The following is a 19,474-nucleotide window of genomic DNA, read 5'->3' as shown; positions in this document are numbered from 1 at the left end:
TGCAGCCAACACGTAGTAATACGCAGGAGAATAGAAAATGACAGAAGAACGGCGCCGCTTTCAGCGGATAACCTTTGATGCAGACTGTGAAGTAGAGACCGAAGCCTGTAGCTGGCCAGTCAACCTGATCGACATCTCTTTTCGCGGGGCTCTCACCTCCACTATCATCACCCCTATGCTGAAAGTCGGCGACAACGCTGACCTTGTGCTAAAACTGAGTGATGACATTACCATACGCATGCCCGTTATTTTACGTCATCAAATGGGCGAATATCTGGGCTTTGAAGCTCAAAGCATGGATATAGACAGCGTTTCACATCTTCGCCGACTTGTAGAACTGAATCTCGGTAACGAAGACCTGCTTGAACGAGAGCTGGAGCACCTGAGCGCTAAAGAGTAATCACAGCGCTTCCAGGGCTTCCGATAACTGACTCACGCCTATTACCTCCATTCCCTCCAGGCGCTGTTTTGGCGCATTTGCTTTTGGCACAATCGCACGCCTAAATCCGTGTTTAGCCGCCTCTTTGATGCGCTCCTGACCATTAGGCACCGGACGAATTTCACCTGACAACCCGACCTCACCAAAAACAATCAGATCTTGTGGCAGCGCCCGATCACGAAAGCTCGAAACCACGGACAGCAATAGCGCCAGATCAGCACTGGTTTCAAGCACTTTGACACCGCCCACTACGTTAACAAACACATCCTGATCACCTGTTTGTAAACCTCCGTGGCGATGCAATACCGCCAATAACATCGCCAACCGGTTATGATCTAATCCCACGGCAACCCGTCGCGGGTTATTCATATGACTTTCATCCACTAGCGCCTGAACTTCTACCAGCAAAGGACGAGTACCCTCCCACACCACCATTACCAGACTGCCAGGGCTAGGCACCTCGCCACGGTTGAGAAAAATAGAACTGGGGTTTTTTACTTCTTTCAGGCCTTGCTCAAGCATCGCGAACACACCCAGCTCATTCACCGCACCAAAACGGTTTTTATGACTACGTAACGTCCGGAAACGACCGTCACTATCACCCTCTAATTGCAGTGAACAGTCAATCATATGCTCCAGCACTTTCGGTCCCGCCAGCGAGCCGTCTTTAGTGACATGGCCAACCAGGAACAACACCGTGCCTGTCTGCTTAGCAAAACGAGTCAGATAGGCAGCCGCCTCTCGAACCTGAGACACACTCCCGGGAGCAGATTGCACATCATCCACATGCATCACCTGTATCGAATCGACCACCAGCACTTTCGGCTTAAGCTGTTCGGCGGTGGTGCAGATTTGCTCAACACTGGTTTCTGACAGCATTTTCAGATTATGGCTATTCGTCCCTAAACGCTGAGCGCGCAGAGCCACCTGCTGCAGAGATTCCTCACCGGTAACGTAGAGCGCGGGCATCTGCTGGGCAAGATGACACATAGTCTGCAATAACAGTGTACTTTTACCCGCGCCAGGATGACCACCGATCAGAATCGCAGAGCCAGGCACTAATCCTCCCCCCAGCACCCGATCTAACTCACCGGATCCAGATGCAAAACGAGGCATTTCGGCCAGATTCACCTCTGACAGGTCCTGCACCTTTGCAACATTGCCAGCCCCCGCATATCCCTCATACCGAGCACCCCGCGTACTGCTTGCTTTAGCACTGCTAAGGCGAATCTCGGTCAGAGTATTCCAGGCATTACAGGCGGTACACTGCCCCTGCCATTTGGAATAATCTGCGCCGCAGTCATTACAGACATACGCACTCTTCGCCTTAGCCATCAAACTCTCCTTTAGGTGTATCTGCGCATTCTATCTGAACCCTCTGCTGCCTTGAACAAAAGAGAGCTTTATTTCTTCTCCTGAAGAGCTACAATCGAGCGCTACGTAACAAATACAAGAACGAAATTTAACGTATCACATTTCTCATGAGGAGCTTCAGATGAAACTGGAAACCATTGCCGTACACGGCGGTTACAGCCCGGACGAAACCACTAAAGCAGTTGCTGTCCCTATTTATCAGACCGCATCATACGCATTCGATAACGCACAGCACGGCGCCGACCTGTTCGATCTGAAGGTACCCGGTAATATCTACACCCGTATCATGAATCCGACCAACGATGTACTGGAACAGCGTGTTGCAGCGATGGAAGGCGGCGTTGCTGCTCTGGCAGTTGCTTCAGGCATGGCAGCCATTACTTACACGATTCAGACTATCGCTGAAGCCGGTGATAACATTATCGCTACCAGCGAGCTGTACGGCGGGACTTATAACCTGTTCGCGCACACTCTGCCGCGCCAGGGTATCGAAGTACGCTTCGCTAACAAAGACGACTTTGCCGCAATGGAAGCTCAGATAGACGACCGCACCCGCGCAATCTTCTGTGAATCCATCGGCAACCCTTCTGGCGGCATTGCTGACATTGAAGCTCTGGCCGAACTGGCCCATAAACACGGCCTGCCACTGATCGTTGACAGCACTGTTGCCAGCCCCGCACTATGGCGTCCGATTGAGCACGGCGCTGATATCGTTATTCAGGCAGCCACTAAATACATCGGCGGCCATGGTAACTCTATCGGTGGCGTCATTGTTGATTCCGGAAACTTCCCTTGGGCAGATAACGCTGACCGCTTCCCTCTGCTAACCACACCTGATGTTTCATATCACGGCGTGGTCTATACCGATGCCTTTGGCCCTGCTGCATTTATCGGCCGCTGCCGTGTCGTTCCGCTGCGTAATACCGGTGCCGCACTGTCACCAATGAACGCCTTCCTGCTGATTCAGGGTATCGAAACTCTAAGCCTGCGAATGGAACGTATCTGCGAAAACACTCAGACGATTGCAGAGTACCTGGAAAATCATGACCAGGTATCCTGGGTCAACTATGCAGGTCTGGAAAGCCACAAAGATAACGCTTTGGCTAAAAAGTACATGAACGGCAAGGCATCAGGGATTCTTAGCTTTGGTCTGAAAGCCGGCCGCGAAGCCACTATTAAATTCTACGATGCACTCAACATCTTCCTGCGCCTGGTTAACATAGGTGATTGTAAGTCATTGGCATCAATCCCAGCCGAAACTACTCATCGTCAGCTGAACGATGAAGAACTGAAATCAGCTGGCGTAAGCCCGGAAATGGTTCGTCTGTCTATCGGCATCGAGCATATCGATGACCTGATGGCCGATCTTGATCAGGCACTACAAGCTGCGAAGTAATATTTAAAGCAGATAAAAAAAAGCCTCGCTAATGCGAGGCTTTTTTATATCACCTGAGCAAATAAATGATCAGTTAAACAGTTTACGTAGTTTATCCCATAAACCGCGGGCGTTTTGTCCCTTTTCAGACACAAAGGCCAGCTCACGCAGTTTTTCGATTTTGTTAATCGCAAGCCGATACTCGTCATCTACATCTTCCTGACTACAGGCGTCAAATTCCAGATCATTGACCAGGCCATCATTGAGTCCATAAACCCAACCGTGCACAGCCACATCCTGTCCTCTCGACCAGGCTTCCTGTACCACTGTGGTCTCACAGACATTATAAGCCTGCTCAATTACGTTCAATTCACACAAACGGTCCAGCTGCTGATGGGAGTTATCCCAGGCCGACAACAACTTACGGTGTTTATTGTAAACATTACGAATATGCCGCAACCAGTTGTCAATCAAGCCATGAGGAGTCGCCTCTATCGCCGCTTTAACGCCTCCGCATCCGTAGTGTCCTACGACCATAATATGCTTCACTTTCAGCACTTCAACCGCGTACTGAATCACCGACAGGCAATTCATATCAGTATGCACAACCAGATTTGATACGTTACGGTGAACAAATAGCTCACCTGGCATCATATTTACAATCTCATTTGCAGGTACCCGGCTATCAGAACAACCAATCCATAGGTATTCAGGAGCTTGCTGCTGGGCAAGTGTTTCAAAAAATTCCGGATCTTCCTGATTGATTTTTTCCGCCCATTGACGGTTACTTTCCAATAGTTCTGTCAGTCGTTTCATCTCGGGAGCCATCAATTCCGTTAGATAACAAAAGAGGGCCATAAGCCCTCTCATTAAATTTCAACACGTTAGACGTGGTACTGAGCACTTAGTTCATGTACCGCATCAACAAAAATCTTCGGCTGAGCCGGGTCAACAAACTGGTGGATACCATGCCCCAAATTAAAGATATGACCAGGACCGCTACCATAACGCGCCAGAATATCTGCCACTTCAGCACGAATACGCTCAGGCGTACCATATAATACAGACGGATCCATATTACCCTGCAAGGCCACTTTGTCACCTATACGGGCCCGGGCATCATCAATATTGGTTGTCCAGTCCAGTCCTAAAGCATCTGCTCCCGCCTCAGCCATCGCTTCCAGCCACTGGCCACCATTCTTGGTAAACATAATCAGCGGCACCTTACGCCCTTCGTTTTCACGAATCAGACCATTGGCAATCTTCTGCATATATTTCAATGAGAACTCCTGATACATCGGACCGCTCAATGCGCCACCCCAGGTATCAAAAATCTGTACCGCCTGAGCACCACTACGGATCTGCTCATTCAGATAGTCAGTCACCGATTGCGCCAATTTATCTAACAGCTGATGCAGCACTTCAGGCGTCGCATACATCATCTTCTTGATATGACGGAAATCTTTACTGGAACCACCCTCAACCATATAGGTAGCCAGTGTCCATGGACTACCTGAGAAACCGATCAGCGGCACTCGTCCATTCAGCTCGGAGCGAATAGTCTTCACTGCGTTCATTACATAATCGAGATCACTGGCAGATTTAGGTACCGGCAGAGCATCTACATCAGCTTCCGTACGAATAACCTTCTTAAACTTAGGCCCTTCACCGACTTCAAAATACAAACCAAGACCCATAGCATCGGGAATTGTCAGAATATCTGAGAAAAGGATAGCCGCATCCAGATCGTAACGCTCTAAAGGCTGGATAGTTACTTCACATGCCAGATCCCGGTTTTTGCACAGACTCAGAAAGTCGCCGGCTTGAGCACGGGTAGCCCGATACTCAGGAAGATAACGGCCAGCCTGACGCATCATCCATACCGGTGTTACATCAACAGGCTCACGCATCAGCGCACGCAGGAAACGATCATTCTTTAGTTCAGCCATTACTCTTCTCAACTCAGATTCAAAACTGCAGGCATTTTACAGGTTTTTAACGGCTGGGGCGAACAACTAACGCAGTAACTCACCTCAGACTTTCGAACACAAAAAAAGGCCGCATAAAGCGACCTTTTCGTAGCACTTGCTGTTTTACACTTTCAGGTAATCCAGAATGCCTTCTGCAGCCTTGCGGCCTTCATCGATAGCGGTAACCACCAGATCTGAACCACGCACCATATCACCCCCGGCAAAAACTTTCTCATTGCTGGTCTGGAACGAATATCGTGCCTCTTCAGAGGTTTTGATACGACCATCCTGTTCAAGCTCGATACCGAAGTCAGCGAACCAGGGCGCAGGACTAGGGCGGAAACCAAAAGCAACCAATACCGCATCCGCAGGTATCACTTCTTCACTGCCTTCAATAACCTCAGGACGACGGCGACCATTCTCATCGGGCTCGCCCATCTGAGTCGTCACCACTTTAATACCGGTCACCTTACCTGCTTCGCCCACAACCTCAACTGGCTGACGGTTAAACATGAACTGCACACCCTCTTCACGGGCATTCTCTACTTCACGCTTAGAACCAGGCATATTGGCTTCATCGCGACGGTAGGCACAGTAAACATTCTTAGCCCCCTGACGGATAGAAGTACGGTTACAGTCCATCGCGGTGTCTCCACCCCCCAGAACCACAACGTTTTTACCTTCAACGCCGATATAATCTGCCGCGTCTTTTTCAAAACCCAGACAGCGGTTAACGTTCGAAATCAGGAATGGCAATGCATCATAGACGCCATCCAAATCTTCACCTGGGAAGCCACCTTTCATGTATGTATAAGTACCCATACCCAGGAATACAGCATCGTACTCTTCGATCAGCGCCTGCATCTGAATATCTTTACCAATATCAGTATTCAGTCGAAACTCAACACCCATCTCAGTAAAGATTTCACGGCGACGAACCATAACATCCTTATCCAGCTTAAACTCTGGAATACCGAAGGTCAGCAGACCACCGATCTCAGGATGACGGTCAAAGACAACTGGCTTCACACCATTACGCACAAGGATATCTGCCGCAGCCAGACCTGCAGGACCTGCACCGATCACAGCTACTTTTTTATCTGTAACTGGCGCCTTACTCATATCAGGACGCCAGCCCATAGCAAAAGCAGTATCAGTGATATGCTTCTCTACAGAACCAATCGTCACAGCGCCAAACTCGTCATTCAGGGTACAGGCCCCCTCACAGAGACGATCCTGCGGGCAGACGCGACCACAAACCTCTGGCAACGAGTTAGTCTGATGACTCAACTCTGCAGCTTCAATAATATTCCCTTCAGAAACCAGCTTCAGCCAGTTTGGAATATAGTTATGTACCGGACATTTCCACTCGCAATATGGGTTACCACATTCGAGACAACGGTGCGCCTGATCGGACGCTTCCTCGGATTTAAAAGGCTCATAGATCTCCGCAAATTCCTTTTTACGGATATTCGCTTCAATTTTACCTGGTCCCTGACGCTCTACTTCCAGAAACTGAAAATCATTCTTCAGACGTTCAGACATTCTCCACCCCGTCTAATAGTGCCTGTCCGCAGACAGACACAGCTAAATCATTACATCTGTTCGATGAACCCATTACTCCGGACGGGAGCGCATATCAGCTAGCAGCGCTCCCAAACTAGCCGCTTTAGGCTTAACAAGCCAGAAACGACCAATGTAATCATCGAAGTTATCAACAATCTGCTGTCCCCACGCGCTACCGGTCTCACTAACAAAACCGATGATCACTGTACGCAAGTGGTTCTTGTATTCTTCCATATGCTGCGGCGCCACGCGGTGGATATCCACCAATTCATGGTTGTACCGATCAACAAAGGTGTTATCCATATCCAGAACGTAGGCAAAACCACCGGTCATACCCGCACCGAAGTTATAACCCGTCTCACCCAACACAGTTACCATACCGCCAGTCATATACTCACAGCAGTGGTCACCCGCGCCTTCGATAACAGCATAACAACCTGAGTTACGCACACCGAAACGCTCACCGGCAGAACCTGCCGCAAAGAGTTTGCCACCGGTCGCACCATAGAGGCAGGTATTACCGATAATCGCAGTTTCATTACTGGCAAAAGTCACAGTTTCCGGCTGACGAATAACGATCTTGCCTCCGGCCATACCTTTACCAACGTAGTCGTTTGCATCACCTTTCAGATACAGTTCCTGACCACCCGCATTCCATACACCAAAACTTTGTCCCGCATGACCGGTAAAGTTAAAGCGAACAGGCTTATCGTTCATACCCAGGTTACCGTGTACTTTCGCGATTGCACCGGATGTCCGCGCACCAACTGAACGGTCACAGTTAGTAATTACCAGCTCGAACTCAGCACCAGACTTATCATTGATAGCCTGTTGCGCCAAGTCCAGCATCTTACTGTTCAACTGCGCCAGATCGTAAGGATCATTCTGCTCTACCTGGCAAGTCTGTGGATATTCAGCAGGAATACCGGCATCAGAGATCAGCGGAGACAGATCCAGCTTCGCGTGTTTAGTCGTACTACCATCCAGCAGCTCCAGCAGATCAACACGACCAACCAGCTCTTCCAGCGTACGCACCCCTACAGAGGCCATCCACTGACGCGTTTCTTCAGCAACAAAGCGGAAATAGTTCTTAACCATCTCAACAGTACCGCGGTAATGCTTATCCCGCAGCTCATCGTTCTGTGTGGCCACACCGGTCGCACAGTTATTCAGATGACAGATACGCAGGTATTTACAACCGACGGCAACCATCGGCATCGTTCCAAAACCAAAGCTTTCTGCACCTAGAATCGCTGCTTTTACAACGTCCAGACCTGTTTTAAGGCCGCCATCGGTCTGCAATCGAATATTGCCACGTAGATGGTTGCCCCGCAGAGACTGATGAGCATCCGCCAGACCCAGCTCCCAGGGAGAGCCTGCATAATGCACCGAGGTCAACGGGCTCGCCGCTGTACCACCGTCATAGCCGGAGATAGTAATCAGATCTGCATAGGCTTTAGCTACACCGCAGGCGATAGTGCCCACGCCTGGACGAGACACCAGCTTCACCGAAACCAGGCCTTCAGGGTTAACCTGTTTCAGGTCAAAAATCAGCTGCGCCAGATCTTCAATTGAGTAGATATCGTGGTGCGGTGGAGGTGAAATCAGAGTGACACCCGGTACCGAGTAACGCAAACGCGCAATCAGGCTATTGACCTTACCGCCTGGCAACTGACCACCTTCGCCCGGCTTAGCACCCTGCGCCACCTTGATCTGCATTACGTCTGCATTGATCAAATACTCAGGAGTTACACCAAAACGACCCGACGCTACCTGCTTAATCTTAGAGCGCTTATTCGTACCATGACGCGCAGGATCTTCACCACCTTCACCGGAATTTGAACGACCACCCAGTTCGTTCATCGCCATCGCCAGGCATTCGTGGGCTTCAGGAGACAACGCGCCCAGCGACATCGCTGCTGAGTCAAAGCGCTTGAATATATTTTCAATCGGTTCAACTTCACTCAGCTGAACAGATTTAGCATCTTTTTTCAGTCCCAATAAATCACGGATAGTCGCGACGCCGCGCTTATTCACAAGATCAGCATATTCCTGATAGTCAGCAGAATCACCGCTGCGAACCGCCGAATGAATAGTCCGGATTACATCCGGATTGTAGGCATGATACTCACCGCCATGTACATACTTCAGCAGACCGCCTTGCTTAATCTTCTTACGGGCAACCCAGGCCTCCTCAGACAGCGCTTGCTGGTCTTTCTGGAAGTCACTAAAGTCAGCCCCTTCAATCCGGCTGGCTACACCGGTATAACAAAGACTCACAACGTCAGAGTTAATACCTACCGCCTCAAAGAGCTGCGCTCCACGATATGAAGCAACCGTAGAAATGCCCATCTTGGACAGGATCTTCATCAGGCCTTTGTTAATACCTTTACGATAGTTCTCGTGACTATCCAGCCAGTTCATCTGCAACTCATTCGTTGCACAAAGGTCGGTCAGAACCCGGTAAGCCAGGTATGGGTATACCGCAGTCGCACCAAAACCAAACAACACCGCAAAGTGGTGAGGGTCACGTACCGTGCCAGATTCAACCACAATGTTCGCATCAGCACGAAGGCCTTCATTAATCAAACGGTGATGCACAGCACCTGTTGCCATGGAGGCATGAATCGGCAGTTTGCCCTTTTCAATTGCAAAGTCAGACAAAATAAGAATAACTTTACCGTCACGGACCAACTGTACTGCCTGATCAGTCACTGACTCGATCGCAGCCTTCAGATCCATCTCTGCAGGATCGTAGTTCAGTTCAATCTGAGCAACACCAAAGCCATCTACTGTATTATTCTTTAAACGCAGGAATTTACTGGCAGACAATACCGGAGTCGTCAGAATCACACGGCGCGCATGCTCTGGGGACTCTTCAAAAACGTTACGTTCAGCACCAATACAGGTTTCAAGCGACATAACAATCGCTTCACGCAACGGATCTATCGGCGGGTTGGTTACCTGAGCAAATTGCTGACGGAAATAATCGTAAACAGAACGCTCTTTTGAGGACAAAACCGCCATCGGCTTATCATCGCCCATAGAACCAACAGCTTCCATCGCGGTTTCACCGAGCGGGCGAAGTACCTGATCACGCTCTTCGAAGGTCACCTGGAACATCTTCATGTGCGTTTTGACCGCTTCCGGAGTCATCTCACAGAAAGACTGGGACTCTTCAGTCAGGTTCATGGTTTGCTCTAACGGCAAAGCGTTCTCACGCATCCACTTTTTATATGGCTGCGCTTTCTTCAAACGATCATCCACATCTGCTGTATGCAGTACTTCTCCGGTCTGAGTATCGATAGAGAGAATCTGACCCGGACCAACACGCCCCTGAGAAACAATATCTTCTGGTTTGTAGGCAAACACACCAATCTCAGATGCCGTACAGATGAAGCCATCTTTGGTCATCACCCAGCGGGATGGGCGCAAGCCATTTCGGTCCAGCATACAAACAGCATAACGGCCATCGGTCATTACCATTCCAGCCGGACCGTCCCATGGCTCCATGTGCATGGAGTTATAGTCGTAGAAGGCACGTAGCTCAGCGTCCATGGTATCTACATTCTGCCATGCAGGCGGTACAATCATTCGTGCTGCGCGATAAAGGTTCATACCTCCCGTTAGCAGGAATTCCAGCATATTATCCATACTGGAAGAGTCTGAACCGGTCGTGTTAACAATAGGCTGGAGCTCATCTACATTAGGAAAAAGCTCAGTGGCAAATTTACTCGAACGAGCACGGGACCAGTTACGGTTACCCTCAATCGTGTTTATCTCGCCGTTATGGGCTAACAAACGGAACGGCTGGGCCAAAGGCCAGCGCGGCGCTGTGTTAGTCGAAAAGCGCTGGTGATAGGTACAGATCGCTGTTTCCAGACGCTCATCACTCAGGTCTTTATAAAATACCGGCAGATCAACCGGCATCGTCAGACCCTTATAGGAGATAACCTTGTCGGATAGACTACATATATAAAAGTCTTCATCCGCAGCCAGGGCGATCTCAGCCTTACGACGAGCAGTATAGATACTGACAGCCAGTTCGCGTTCAGTTTTATCTGTTGTGACGAATACCTGCTCAATCTTTGGCAGTGTATCCTTAGCGATCGGACCGAGACAGCTTTCATCTGTCGGCACAATACGCCAACCGGCTACCGTCAATCCCTGGGCAGCCAGCTCTTTATTTAATGTTTCGCGCGCCGCATCAGCCTGCGCAGGCTCTTTAGACAGAAAGACCATGCCTACGGCATAGTTCTCACCCAACTCAACACCCAGTTCGCTCTTCGCAGCCGCACGCAGAAAGGTATCCGGTATCTGCATCAACAATCCGCAGCCATCTCCGGTCTTACCGTCTGCCGCGATTCCACCACGGTGAGTCATACATGCAAGTGCTTCAATCGCCTTCAACAGCAAGTCGTGGCTTGGCTCCCCTTGCATATGGGCCATCAAACCAAAACCACAGTTATCTTTGAACTCACCAGGGCGATACAGACCTTTGCTCATAAAACGAATCCCACCAAAAAGTTCTTAATTATCAATATATTAAAGCCGTCAATTTCCAGCTACAGTTGTATTTATAGGGAAAATGGGACAGGTATTTTACACAGAGAGGCAAGGAAGGACAAATTATAAGCAAACAGGGGATATTTTTGTTTGTAAAAACAATACCGAAAGAAACTATTTTCTAGTCGATAGATCCGTTTGAATCCCCTGAATTGTCCTTGCCCAGGGCTTCAGCTTGGCTAAAGTCACGGGTAAAGATTTACTAGCAGCCTGCGCCATAGCACGATCCTTATACTGACCGTAGACTACCACAAACCAGGGTTTATTTTTATAACGTGTCTGAAACAAGTAGAATTTCTGCGGTTCTGCCTGAGCGTTAATAAACTTCTCAGCACTTTTTTTCACGCCCGCACCTAACATCTGCAACGTATACCCTGATGCAGGCCAACTCATAAGCACTTCTTCTGACTCAGACAAAGAGGATTCCACTGCTGAAATCAGTGGTTTCGGCGCAGGCTTCGGCGATACAACTGGCGCTGGAGCTATAACAGGCTTACTCACCGGCTGATCTTCAACAACCGGAACCACTTTCTCTGCTGCCGGCCTGGACAAAGCCGGTATTTCCACACGCTTCACTTCCGCAATAGCATCCTTTTCAACTTCTGGTCCAGGCGTTTCTATAACCACGATTTCAGATGGAGCAGCAGCTTCTTTCACCGGATCAGGCTTTACAACCACATCGCTTTTAACAGAAGCGGTTGCACCCGGAACAGTTACCGTCGGCTTAATTACCCCGACCTCTTGTACAGGCTCAGACACCTCAGCAGCAACGACCTCTTTTTCAACGGGCAGTTGAATCGCCACCTGAGTGCGGTCACTCGTATTGTCATTCTCAGGCCAGTACTGCCATAACGCACCAAACAAAACTAATAACAAAACAGAAGCTACACTAACAAGTTGTGTTCGCGTCAAACCAGCAGACTGACTAGCCTTACTGACAGAACCAGAACGAAACAATTGCTCCGCCTGCTCGTTTAATCCACCAGGGTAGCCTTTAGAGGCCTCATAAACAGCCTGCAACTGCTTTTCTGAAAGTGAAGCAGATGCACTATAGCGCTGTAATAGATATTTTTTTGCTTCGGATAACGTGAAAGCTTCAAGTTCATGGTTATGCACCTGAGCTTCAAGAACTGCATACTCTTCGAATGCTTGCAGCTTTGCCCCGAAACCTTCACCAGCAGCCATAAGTACATGCGGCTTCAGTGCCAGTCCCTGCGCATCGCTAAGCATCTGCAGTAACAACTGAAGCGCCGGCTTTTCAAGCTGATCTGCGTTGTCGATGATAATGGACCACTGGAGATGTTCAGCCGCCATCACCCGAACAAAATCATAGATAGCATTCAGTATCTGCTGATTATCTGCCTGGGTATCGATCTCTGGACTAAGCTGCTCACTTAGAGAAACCAACAACGCATTTAAACCAGGGGTCTCAACAGCATCTATACTACAAAGTCTCAGGGTACGATCAGACTCAAGCGCTTTAAGTTGTTGCAATAAAACAGTTTTACCTGCGCCTGAAGGGCCAGAAACCAGAAGTAGAAAATCACTAAAACGACTCAGGTGCTCTAGCTTTTCCAGGAGTTGCAAGCGCGAGGCTGGCTCAAAAAAGAAACTCTTTCGCTGTTCTGCACTGGCAAACGCATCTGCCAGTGCATCGGTCCCGTTTCCTTTCATCTCAACCATCTGTCCGCGCCCTTAAGATGTAAAATGATTCAAAGTCTGCTGTAACGCCTGAGGATCAAACTGATCTGTGACCACAGCCTCACCAAGCGAACGCAGCAATATCAGACGAAGCTGCCCATCAATAACTTTTTTATCGACGGCCATTAAACTCATGAACTCGTCAGCCGTCATCCCTGCAGGCGCCGCTACCGGCAAGTTCGCCAATTTGAATATGTTAACCACTCGTTCATAGTCATCACTGCTAATCCAGCCAAGGCGCCGAGAAAGGTCTGCAGCCATCACGGTACCTGCGGCTACCGCCTCACCATGCAACCAGTTCCCATATCCCTGGCAAGACTCTATAGCATGACCAAACGTATGCCCAAGGTTCAATAAAGCTCTAACACCTGATTCCTTCTCATCCTGCGCAACAACTTCCGCTTTAAGCTCACATGAGCGATAAATTGCCCGGCTAAGCAAAGCAGAATCACGACCGATCAACCCCGCCATATTGGTTTCCAACCAGTCAAGAAAGACGGCATCGTAAACCAATCCATATTTAATCACTTCCGCCAAACCGGCCGAAAGCTCACGATCAGGGAGCGTACTCAGAACATCAACACTGGCAAGTACCGACTGGGGCTGATGGAAAGCACCAATCATATTCTTACCCAAAGGATGATTTACACCGGTTTTACCACCGACGGAGGAATCCACCTGCGAAAGCAGAGTCGTAGGAATTTGAATAAAGTTAACACCGCGCTGATAGCAAGCTGCTGCAAACCCTGTCATATCACCCACCACACCACCACCAAGCGCGATAAGCGTGGTCGTACGGTTATGACGACACTGGAGTAAATGGTCGTACACAGCACTCAATTCTTCGAGTGTTTTAAACTGTTCGCCATCGGGAAGAATAACTTCATCAACCTGCAACGATGGCAACGCTGCTTTCAGCTGCTGCAGGTAAAGCGGAGCAACTGTTTCATTGCTCACGATCAGAACCTGATTACCTTTGATATAGGGGTGTAAATACTCAGTCCGAAACAGATCAGAGCCAACAAAAATTGGATATGAACGATCACCGAGTTCAACATTCAGCGTTTGCATGGTGGGAGTTATCTCTACTTAATAATCTGCTGCGCGCGAAGTTCCGCTATTATATCGGTTACAACGGCCTTCGGATTACGACGTTCCGTATCCACAACAACATCGGCAACCTGCATATAAAGGGGATGACGTTGCTCCATAAGCGTATGTAGCACAACACTTGGATCTGGAGTCTGCAGCAAAGGCCTATTCTTGTCACGAGAGGTCCTTTCCAACTGCTGAGCCACCGACGCTTGTAAATAAATAACCGTACCCCGACCCTGAAGATTGGACCGATTTTCACTCCGCAGAACAGCTCCGCCACCAGTAGCTAATACCTGATTATCCTCATCACTGAGAATATCGATGATATTAACCTCTCTGTTTCGAAAACCCTCTTCACCCTCAACATCAAAAATCCAGGGAATATCAGCACCGGCACGCTCTTCAATTACTTTGTCCGAATCAACAAAATTAAGCTTCAGTTCCTGAGAAAGAAGACGCCCTATGGTGCTTTTTCCAGCACCCATAGGGCCAATAAGAAATATATTCAATACAACAACCTTACTGAGCTGACAGAGACTCTCTGATCAACTTAGGTGTAATAAAAATCAGCAATTCAGATTTACTATTGCGCTCCGAAGAGTTACGGAACAGATGGCCCAGGACAGGTAAGTCACCCAGCAGTGGTGTTTTATTCACCACATTACGGGTTTCATTTTCAAACACACCACCCAGAACTATTGTTTGCCCATCAGGCACAACCACAGAGGTTTCCAGTTCGTTGTTGATAATACTGATTTCACCGTTAGGCAGAAGATCACCCACCGAATCCTTTTTAATGATCAGATCCATGGCAATTCTGTCACCAGGATTAATTCTCGGCGTCACATCCAAGGAGAGAACAACATCTTTAAACTCAACACTGACTTCGCCATCTTCAACCGTTTGGTAAGGTATTTCCTGGCCAGACTGAATCAAAGCCGCCTTACCATTAGTGGTGACAATTTTTGGCTGAGATATCACCTCTACCCGACCGTCAGTCTCGAGAGCGGACAACTCAAGCTGCAATAGCGCACTGCTGGAAGCCAGACCCACTGCAATAGATGCAGGAGAAGTAACAGCTGCGCCAAGATCAACCATCAAACCACTGGGGATGGAACCAGGAGAAGACACTCCCCCGATTGAATTACCCAACGAAACGCCATTGCCACTTGAATCTGTTTTTCCGTAACCTAAGCCCCACTTAATGCCTAAATCCTTAGACACATCAGTATTAGCCGTAACCAGTCGAGCCTCAATCAACACTTGTGCTACTTCAGTATCAAAACGACGCAGAGTAGTCCGTATCTCTTCCATTCGTTTGGCGGTTTCACGCACCATCAACACATTAGTTTCATCATCCGCCAGAATAAAGCCGCGTTCAGAGATAAGCTTTGCCTCATTCAGGCGCGAAAGCATATCAGAAGACTTTCTAAAGTCGACCTGGATAAATTCGGTTCTAAGCGGCGCAAGCTCTTCTACCTGTTTACTACTCTCCAGCTCCGCCTTCTCTCTTTCAGCTATCTCTGCTGCCGTACCAATGAGAAGAACATTACCCATCTCACGCTTATCCAGCTGATTGGTTGCCATAACTAAGTCAAGCGCCTGATCCCAGGGGACATTCTTCAATCTAAGAGTAATATTCCCTCCAACAGCCTCACTGACCACCAGATTCATCTCAGCCACTTCGGCCAGAATCTGTAGTACAGCACGCACCTCAATATTCTGGAAATCCAGATCGATTCGCTCACCCTGATAAGGGAAACGATCTTCTTCAATACGCTCCAGTTCAGCCTGAGTAATCGGTTTCAAGTCAACAACTAACTGATTATTTGTCTGATAGACCATATAATCATACGGCTCTGCAGAAGGCTTGATCAAAATCGATGCATTTTCGCCACTTGCCATAGAGTCGATAAACATTACCGGTGTTGCAAAATCCTTTACATCGATACGGTTCTGCATACTGGCGGACAGATCTACACCCAGAAGATTAACAACAACATTATTGCCTTCTTCAATTACATCCACACCCGCACGATCGTCAGACAAAGAGATAACTATCCGGCCACCGCCCTCAGCTGTACGCTCAAAGTCCACACCGCTGACCCGGGTTTTATCAGACATCGGCGGCTGATTTTTTGACCCAGCGACTTCTGGAGAAGGCTCTGTAGCAGTACTCTGCTTCACTTGACCACGATCACCAACAACCAGAAACAGGCTATTTCCATCCGCTCTGGTTTCATAAGCTGATGCTTCATACAGATTAACAACTACCCGCAATCTGCCAGCAACCTGGGCAAAGTTAATATTATCAACATTACCACTCTCAACACCCAGCAAACGGGTATCCTGAATATTTTCAACACCCCACATATCCAGCACCAGTCGGGCAGGACTGTTCGTCATATAGGACTTAGGCACTGAAGGCGGCACATCAAAATCAAACCGCACTTCAAGTTTATTATCGGGAAGTGCAACAAAGGACGACGAAAGCAGCTTTGCGTCCGCAGCAACCGAAACAGCACTGAAAGCCAGCATCCATACGCCGATGATCATGCCCGCTACTTTAGCGAACGCGGAGTATGCTTTCTTACCCGCCTGAATATTCTTTTTCACAGTATTCACCATCATCAGTCCATCACCACGCTACGAGGGCGTTTCATCCAACCACCCCGGCCGTTTGTCACAATTTCTAAAAGCTCAACGTTATCACTGTTAACAGCAACTACTTTGCCATAATCCAGCCCCATATAATCACCAGCAGAAACTCGATGAACTTCTCCCTTTTTATCCCGTATCAACGCCCAGCGTGAATCATCACCGTTCATATTGATACTGCCAACCATCGCCAGATTATCCAGTGAAAATGTTTCCAGGTACTCTTTTTCCCTGTCAACATCAGGCTTAACACCCGTTCCTGCCGTATTTTCTGTTTCGTCATCGCCCTCAAAGACCACTATCGACACCAAGGGCTTAAAAGGGCTTCGCATACTCGCCCCCTCGTAAACAAAGCTATGATAAGCCTTGAATTCGGGTAACGGCTCTACCCGTTCGATTTTCTTTTGCTTTTCCTGAGCGACAAAGCTACGCAGATCACTGACATCGTCAATCCAGACGCACCCACCCAAAAGAACAGGCATAAGAGTAAGAAAACGCAAAACTTTACTTTGTATCATCATAGCGGTAAGTCTTCGCACTAATTGTCATATCTAGCTGAGCCCCAGCTGGCTGTATACTGTAATCATGCAGCGTTACAATCCGGGGAATCGCCGCCACACCGCTCACAAACTGCCCCATCTGGTGATAAGTGCCACTTACCCTGATGTTTATCGGCAGTTCAATAAAGATCTGATTCTTTTTCTCACCCGCAAGTGAAATTGACTGAATATTGAGACCACTGGAACGTCCAATCTCTGTAATATCTTCCAACAGACCAGGAACCTCTTTTTCAGTCGGGAGCTGTTTTAGCAACTCAGCAAACCGTCCCTCAACATCCTTCATTTGTATTCGCAACTGAGCGAGGCTAGCAACCTGAATGGTTTTAATACTAACCTGTTGCTTTAGCCCTGGTTCCTGACTGACTTCTCTATTTAATACTTTCTCTTTGTCAGTTGTGTAGAAATAAACACCACACCCAACAACCAGAGAAAAAACAATCAGATAAGCAATCACCTTAACGCCAACAGGCCAGTTACCTGAAGTACTCAGATCCAAATTATCAGCATCAAAGCCTTTAAAGCTGTTTTTTAGTGCATCCATAGCCATATCAGTTCACCTCTTCCAGTGAGGGCTTTAACACCGGCACTGACAGGTTGAATTTTTTCATACCGCTATCGGTAGCGACCGTAGACAGATTAGGCTCTCCAAACCAGATACTTGCATATACACTTCGCATTAGGGTTGAGACGTCATCGCTCTTCTCGGCACGCCCCTGAAGATTAATGGAATCACCGCTTCGACTTAATGAAGAGTAATAAACACCGTCCGGCAACACCCTTACCATCTCATCAAAGCTTCGCACAATCAGGGGGCGAGTACCCTGTAATTCCTGAATAGCGTTCAGACGATCAAGTAGGCGAGCTCGCTTATTTTTCAGTTCTTTAATTTCTTTAAGCTGATGATCTAACTGTGCAATCTCGTTTCGCAAATAGGTATTCCGCTCTTTTTGTCGGTCCGTTTGCATATCAATGTAGAAACCGATAAGAAATACGACTATCGCTGCCAGAAATGCTGCTGCCAGTATATTTACGACAAACTGTTTCTGCCTTTCTGCAGCCAGCTCTTCTCGCCAGGCTCTTAAATTTATCTTTGCCATAGTCCTTACCCCTCAAAACTGCGTAAGGCAAGACCACAGGCCTTAACCAGAGTAGGGGCATCCTGGTTAAGCCGGCTTGCATTGATTTTCGGATCAACAGACATTGAGGCAAAGGGGTTAGCTTTTTCAACGGTAACACCAACCTCCGCTTCCATCTGTTCGGCCAAACCATCTATCGCGGCCGTTCCACCTAATATATACAGCTTGCTTAATTCGTTATGCGGCCCTGAAGAATAGAAAAACTGCAGAGCACGAGACACTTGCTGGGAAACAGTACTCCGAAATGGCAAAACAACTGACTGTTTCAAATCCTCAGAAAGTTCGCCGCTGCGTAACAGATGCTCAACTTCACCCGCTTCCAATCCTGATTGCTGATGAATTACATTGCTAAGATCATTACCGCCGAAGGCCTGCTCCCGGTCATATACTATCTTGCCATTTTTAAAGACATTCAGTGTCAGAGTAGATGCGCCGATATCCACGAGACCAATAAGCTGATCCCCTACCTCATCAGCATTATCCAACAACGCAGTCACTCGCTCGGTGGCAAAGCGATCAACATCGACAACTTCGCATTTCAATCCGCTACTATTAATCGCATCTTCACGCATTTCAACATCATCCCGGCGGCATGCCACCAGCAGGATATCATTAAGTTCAGGAGATCCTTCGACAGGTCCTAAAACTTCAAAATCCAGCGCAATCTCATTTAACGGGTAAGGGATAAAACGATCAGCTTCAAGCTTGACTTGCTCTTCGAGCTCAAATTCAGAAAAGGCATTACTCACCTGAACCTGTTTAGCAATAACAGCAGAAGACGGCACGGCAGCAACACAGGTCGTTAGACCGCCGCCACAAAGCTTTACACCTTTATCGACGGCTTCAGAGACCTGTCCGATATCCTGAATGCTGTTCTCGATTACAGCGGTTGATGGCAATGGCACAATCGCATAGGAGTCCAGGCGAAGCGCTCCGCCACGCTTAGACAGCGCCACCATTTTTACTGAAGAAGAGCCGATATCTATGCCGACCCACCCTTTTTCCTGTTTGCTAAGAAAGCTGAGCACAATAAT

The 19,474-nt window shown here is 48.4% G+C and carries 15 protein-coding genes; 2 read left to right on the top strand and 13 right to left on the bottom strand.

All coding sequences use genetic code 11. The annotated features are described in order from the left end of the window. Positions 1-37: 37 nt before the first annotated feature. A complete protein-coding gene (locus tag AMJAP_RS01640; RefSeq protein WP_019620916.1) occupies positions 38-400 on the top strand; it encodes a PilZ domain-containing protein in 363 nt (120 codons plus the stop codon). Here AMJAP_RS01640 and radA read toward each other — a convergent pair whose 3' ends face one another. After that, positions 401-1,774, bottom strand: coding sequence for a DNA repair protein RadA (gene radA / locus AMJAP_RS01635; protein WP_019620917.1), 1,374 nt, complete (start codon positions 1,772-1,774; stop codon positions 401-403). Positions 1,775-1,934: 160 nt separating this feature from the next. Between radA and AMJAP_RS01630 the strand changes: the two genes are divergently transcribed. Further along, the gene (locus AMJAP_RS01630) at positions 1,935-3,209 is read left to right on the top strand and encodes an O-acetylhomoserine aminocarboxypropyltransferase/cysteine synthase family protein (protein ID WP_019620918.1); all 1,275 of its coding nucleotides are present in this window, start codon (positions 1,935-1,937) and stop codon (positions 3,207-3,209) included. Between the two features lie 69 nt (positions 3,210-3,278). On the opposite strand, the gene can is transcribed toward AMJAP_RS01630, so the two are convergent. The 12 genes from can to pilM form a co-directional block, all read right to left on the bottom strand. Beyond that, positions 3,279-4,004: a carbonate dehydratase gene (gene can, locus AMJAP_RS01625; protein ID WP_040404245.1), complete on the bottom strand. Its 726-nt coding sequence runs from the start codon at positions 4,002-4,004 to the stop codon at positions 3,279-3,281. Positions 4,005-4,072: 68 nt separating this feature from the next. Beyond that, on the bottom strand, positions 4,073-5,137 hold the full coding sequence (gene hemE, locus AMJAP_RS01620; protein WP_019620920.1) for a uroporphyrinogen decarboxylase: 1,065 nt from the start codon (positions 5,135-5,137) through the stop codon (positions 4,073-4,075). Positions 5,138-5,281: 144 nt separating this feature from the next. Further along, on the bottom strand, positions 5,282-6,703 hold the full coding sequence (locus AMJAP_RS01615) for an FAD-dependent oxidoreductase (protein ID WP_019620921.1): 1,422 nt from the start codon (positions 6,701-6,703) through the stop codon (positions 5,282-5,284). A gap of 72 nt (positions 6,704-6,775) precedes the next feature. Continuing rightward, positions 6,776-11,230 carry a glutamate synthase large subunit gene (gltB, locus tag AMJAP_RS01610; protein ID WP_019620922.1) on the bottom strand — a complete coding sequence of 1,485 codons (4,455 nt, stop codon included), beginning with the start codon at positions 11,228-11,230 and terminating at the stop codon, positions 6,776-6,778. Positions 11,231-11,404: 174 nt separating this feature from the next. Then, positions 11,405-12,964 carry an SPOR domain-containing protein gene (locus tag AMJAP_RS01605; protein ID WP_201356399.1) on the bottom strand — a complete coding sequence of 520 codons (1,560 nt, stop codon included), beginning with the start codon at positions 12,962-12,964 and terminating at the stop codon, positions 11,405-11,407. 21 nt (positions 12,965-12,985) lie between these two features. Beyond that, on the bottom strand, positions 12,986-14,062 hold the full coding sequence (gene aroB, locus AMJAP_RS01600) for a 3-dehydroquinate synthase (protein ID WP_019620924.1): 1,077 nt from the start codon (positions 14,060-14,062) through the stop codon (positions 12,986-12,988). A 14-nt stretch (positions 14,063-14,076) separates the two neighbouring features. After that, on the bottom strand, positions 14,077-14,595 hold the full coding sequence (aroK, locus tag AMJAP_RS01595; RefSeq protein WP_236588740.1) for a shikimate kinase AroK: 519 nt from the start codon (positions 14,593-14,595) through the stop codon (positions 14,077-14,079). Between the two features lie 10 nt (positions 14,596-14,605). Further along, positions 14,606-16,702 (bottom strand): type IV pilus secretin PilQ, encoded by a 2,097-nt coding sequence (locus AMJAP_RS01590; protein WP_236588739.1) that lies wholly within the window; start codon positions 16,700-16,702, stop codon positions 14,606-14,608. 14 nt (positions 16,703-16,716) lie between these two features. Further along, positions 16,717-17,265, bottom strand: coding sequence for a pilus assembly protein PilP (locus tag AMJAP_RS01585; RefSeq protein WP_019620927.1), 549 nt, complete (start codon positions 17,263-17,265; stop codon positions 16,717-16,719). Further along, a complete protein-coding gene (locus AMJAP_RS01580; RefSeq protein ID WP_019620928.1) occupies positions 17,249-17,851 on the bottom strand; it encodes a type IV pilus inner membrane component PilO in 603 nt (200 codons plus the stop codon). The genes AMJAP_RS01585 and AMJAP_RS01580 overlap by 17 nt, the downstream gene beginning before the upstream one ends. 1 nt (position 17,852) lies before the next feature. Further along, positions 17,853-18,401 carry a PilN domain-containing protein gene (locus AMJAP_RS01575; RefSeq protein ID WP_019620929.1) on the bottom strand — a complete coding sequence of 183 codons (549 nt, stop codon included), beginning with the start codon at positions 18,399-18,401 and terminating at the stop codon, positions 17,853-17,855. A 5-nt stretch (positions 18,402-18,406) separates the two neighbouring features. Beyond that, positions 18,407-19,468: a type IV pilus assembly protein PilM gene (gene pilM / locus AMJAP_RS01570; protein WP_019620930.1), complete on the bottom strand. Its 1,062-nt coding sequence runs from the start codon at positions 19,466-19,468 to the stop codon at positions 18,407-18,409. Positions 19,469-19,474 lie beyond the last annotated feature (6 nt).

It is taken from the genome of Amphritea japonica ATCC BAA-1530 (assembly GCF_016592435.1).
GTDB lineage: Bacteria > Pseudomonadota > Gammaproteobacteria > Pseudomonadales > Balneatricaceae > Amphritea > Amphritea japonica.
The sequence above is the reverse complement of the archived record's forward strand: the minus strand, read 5'-3'. Positions and strand labels throughout refer to the sequence as shown.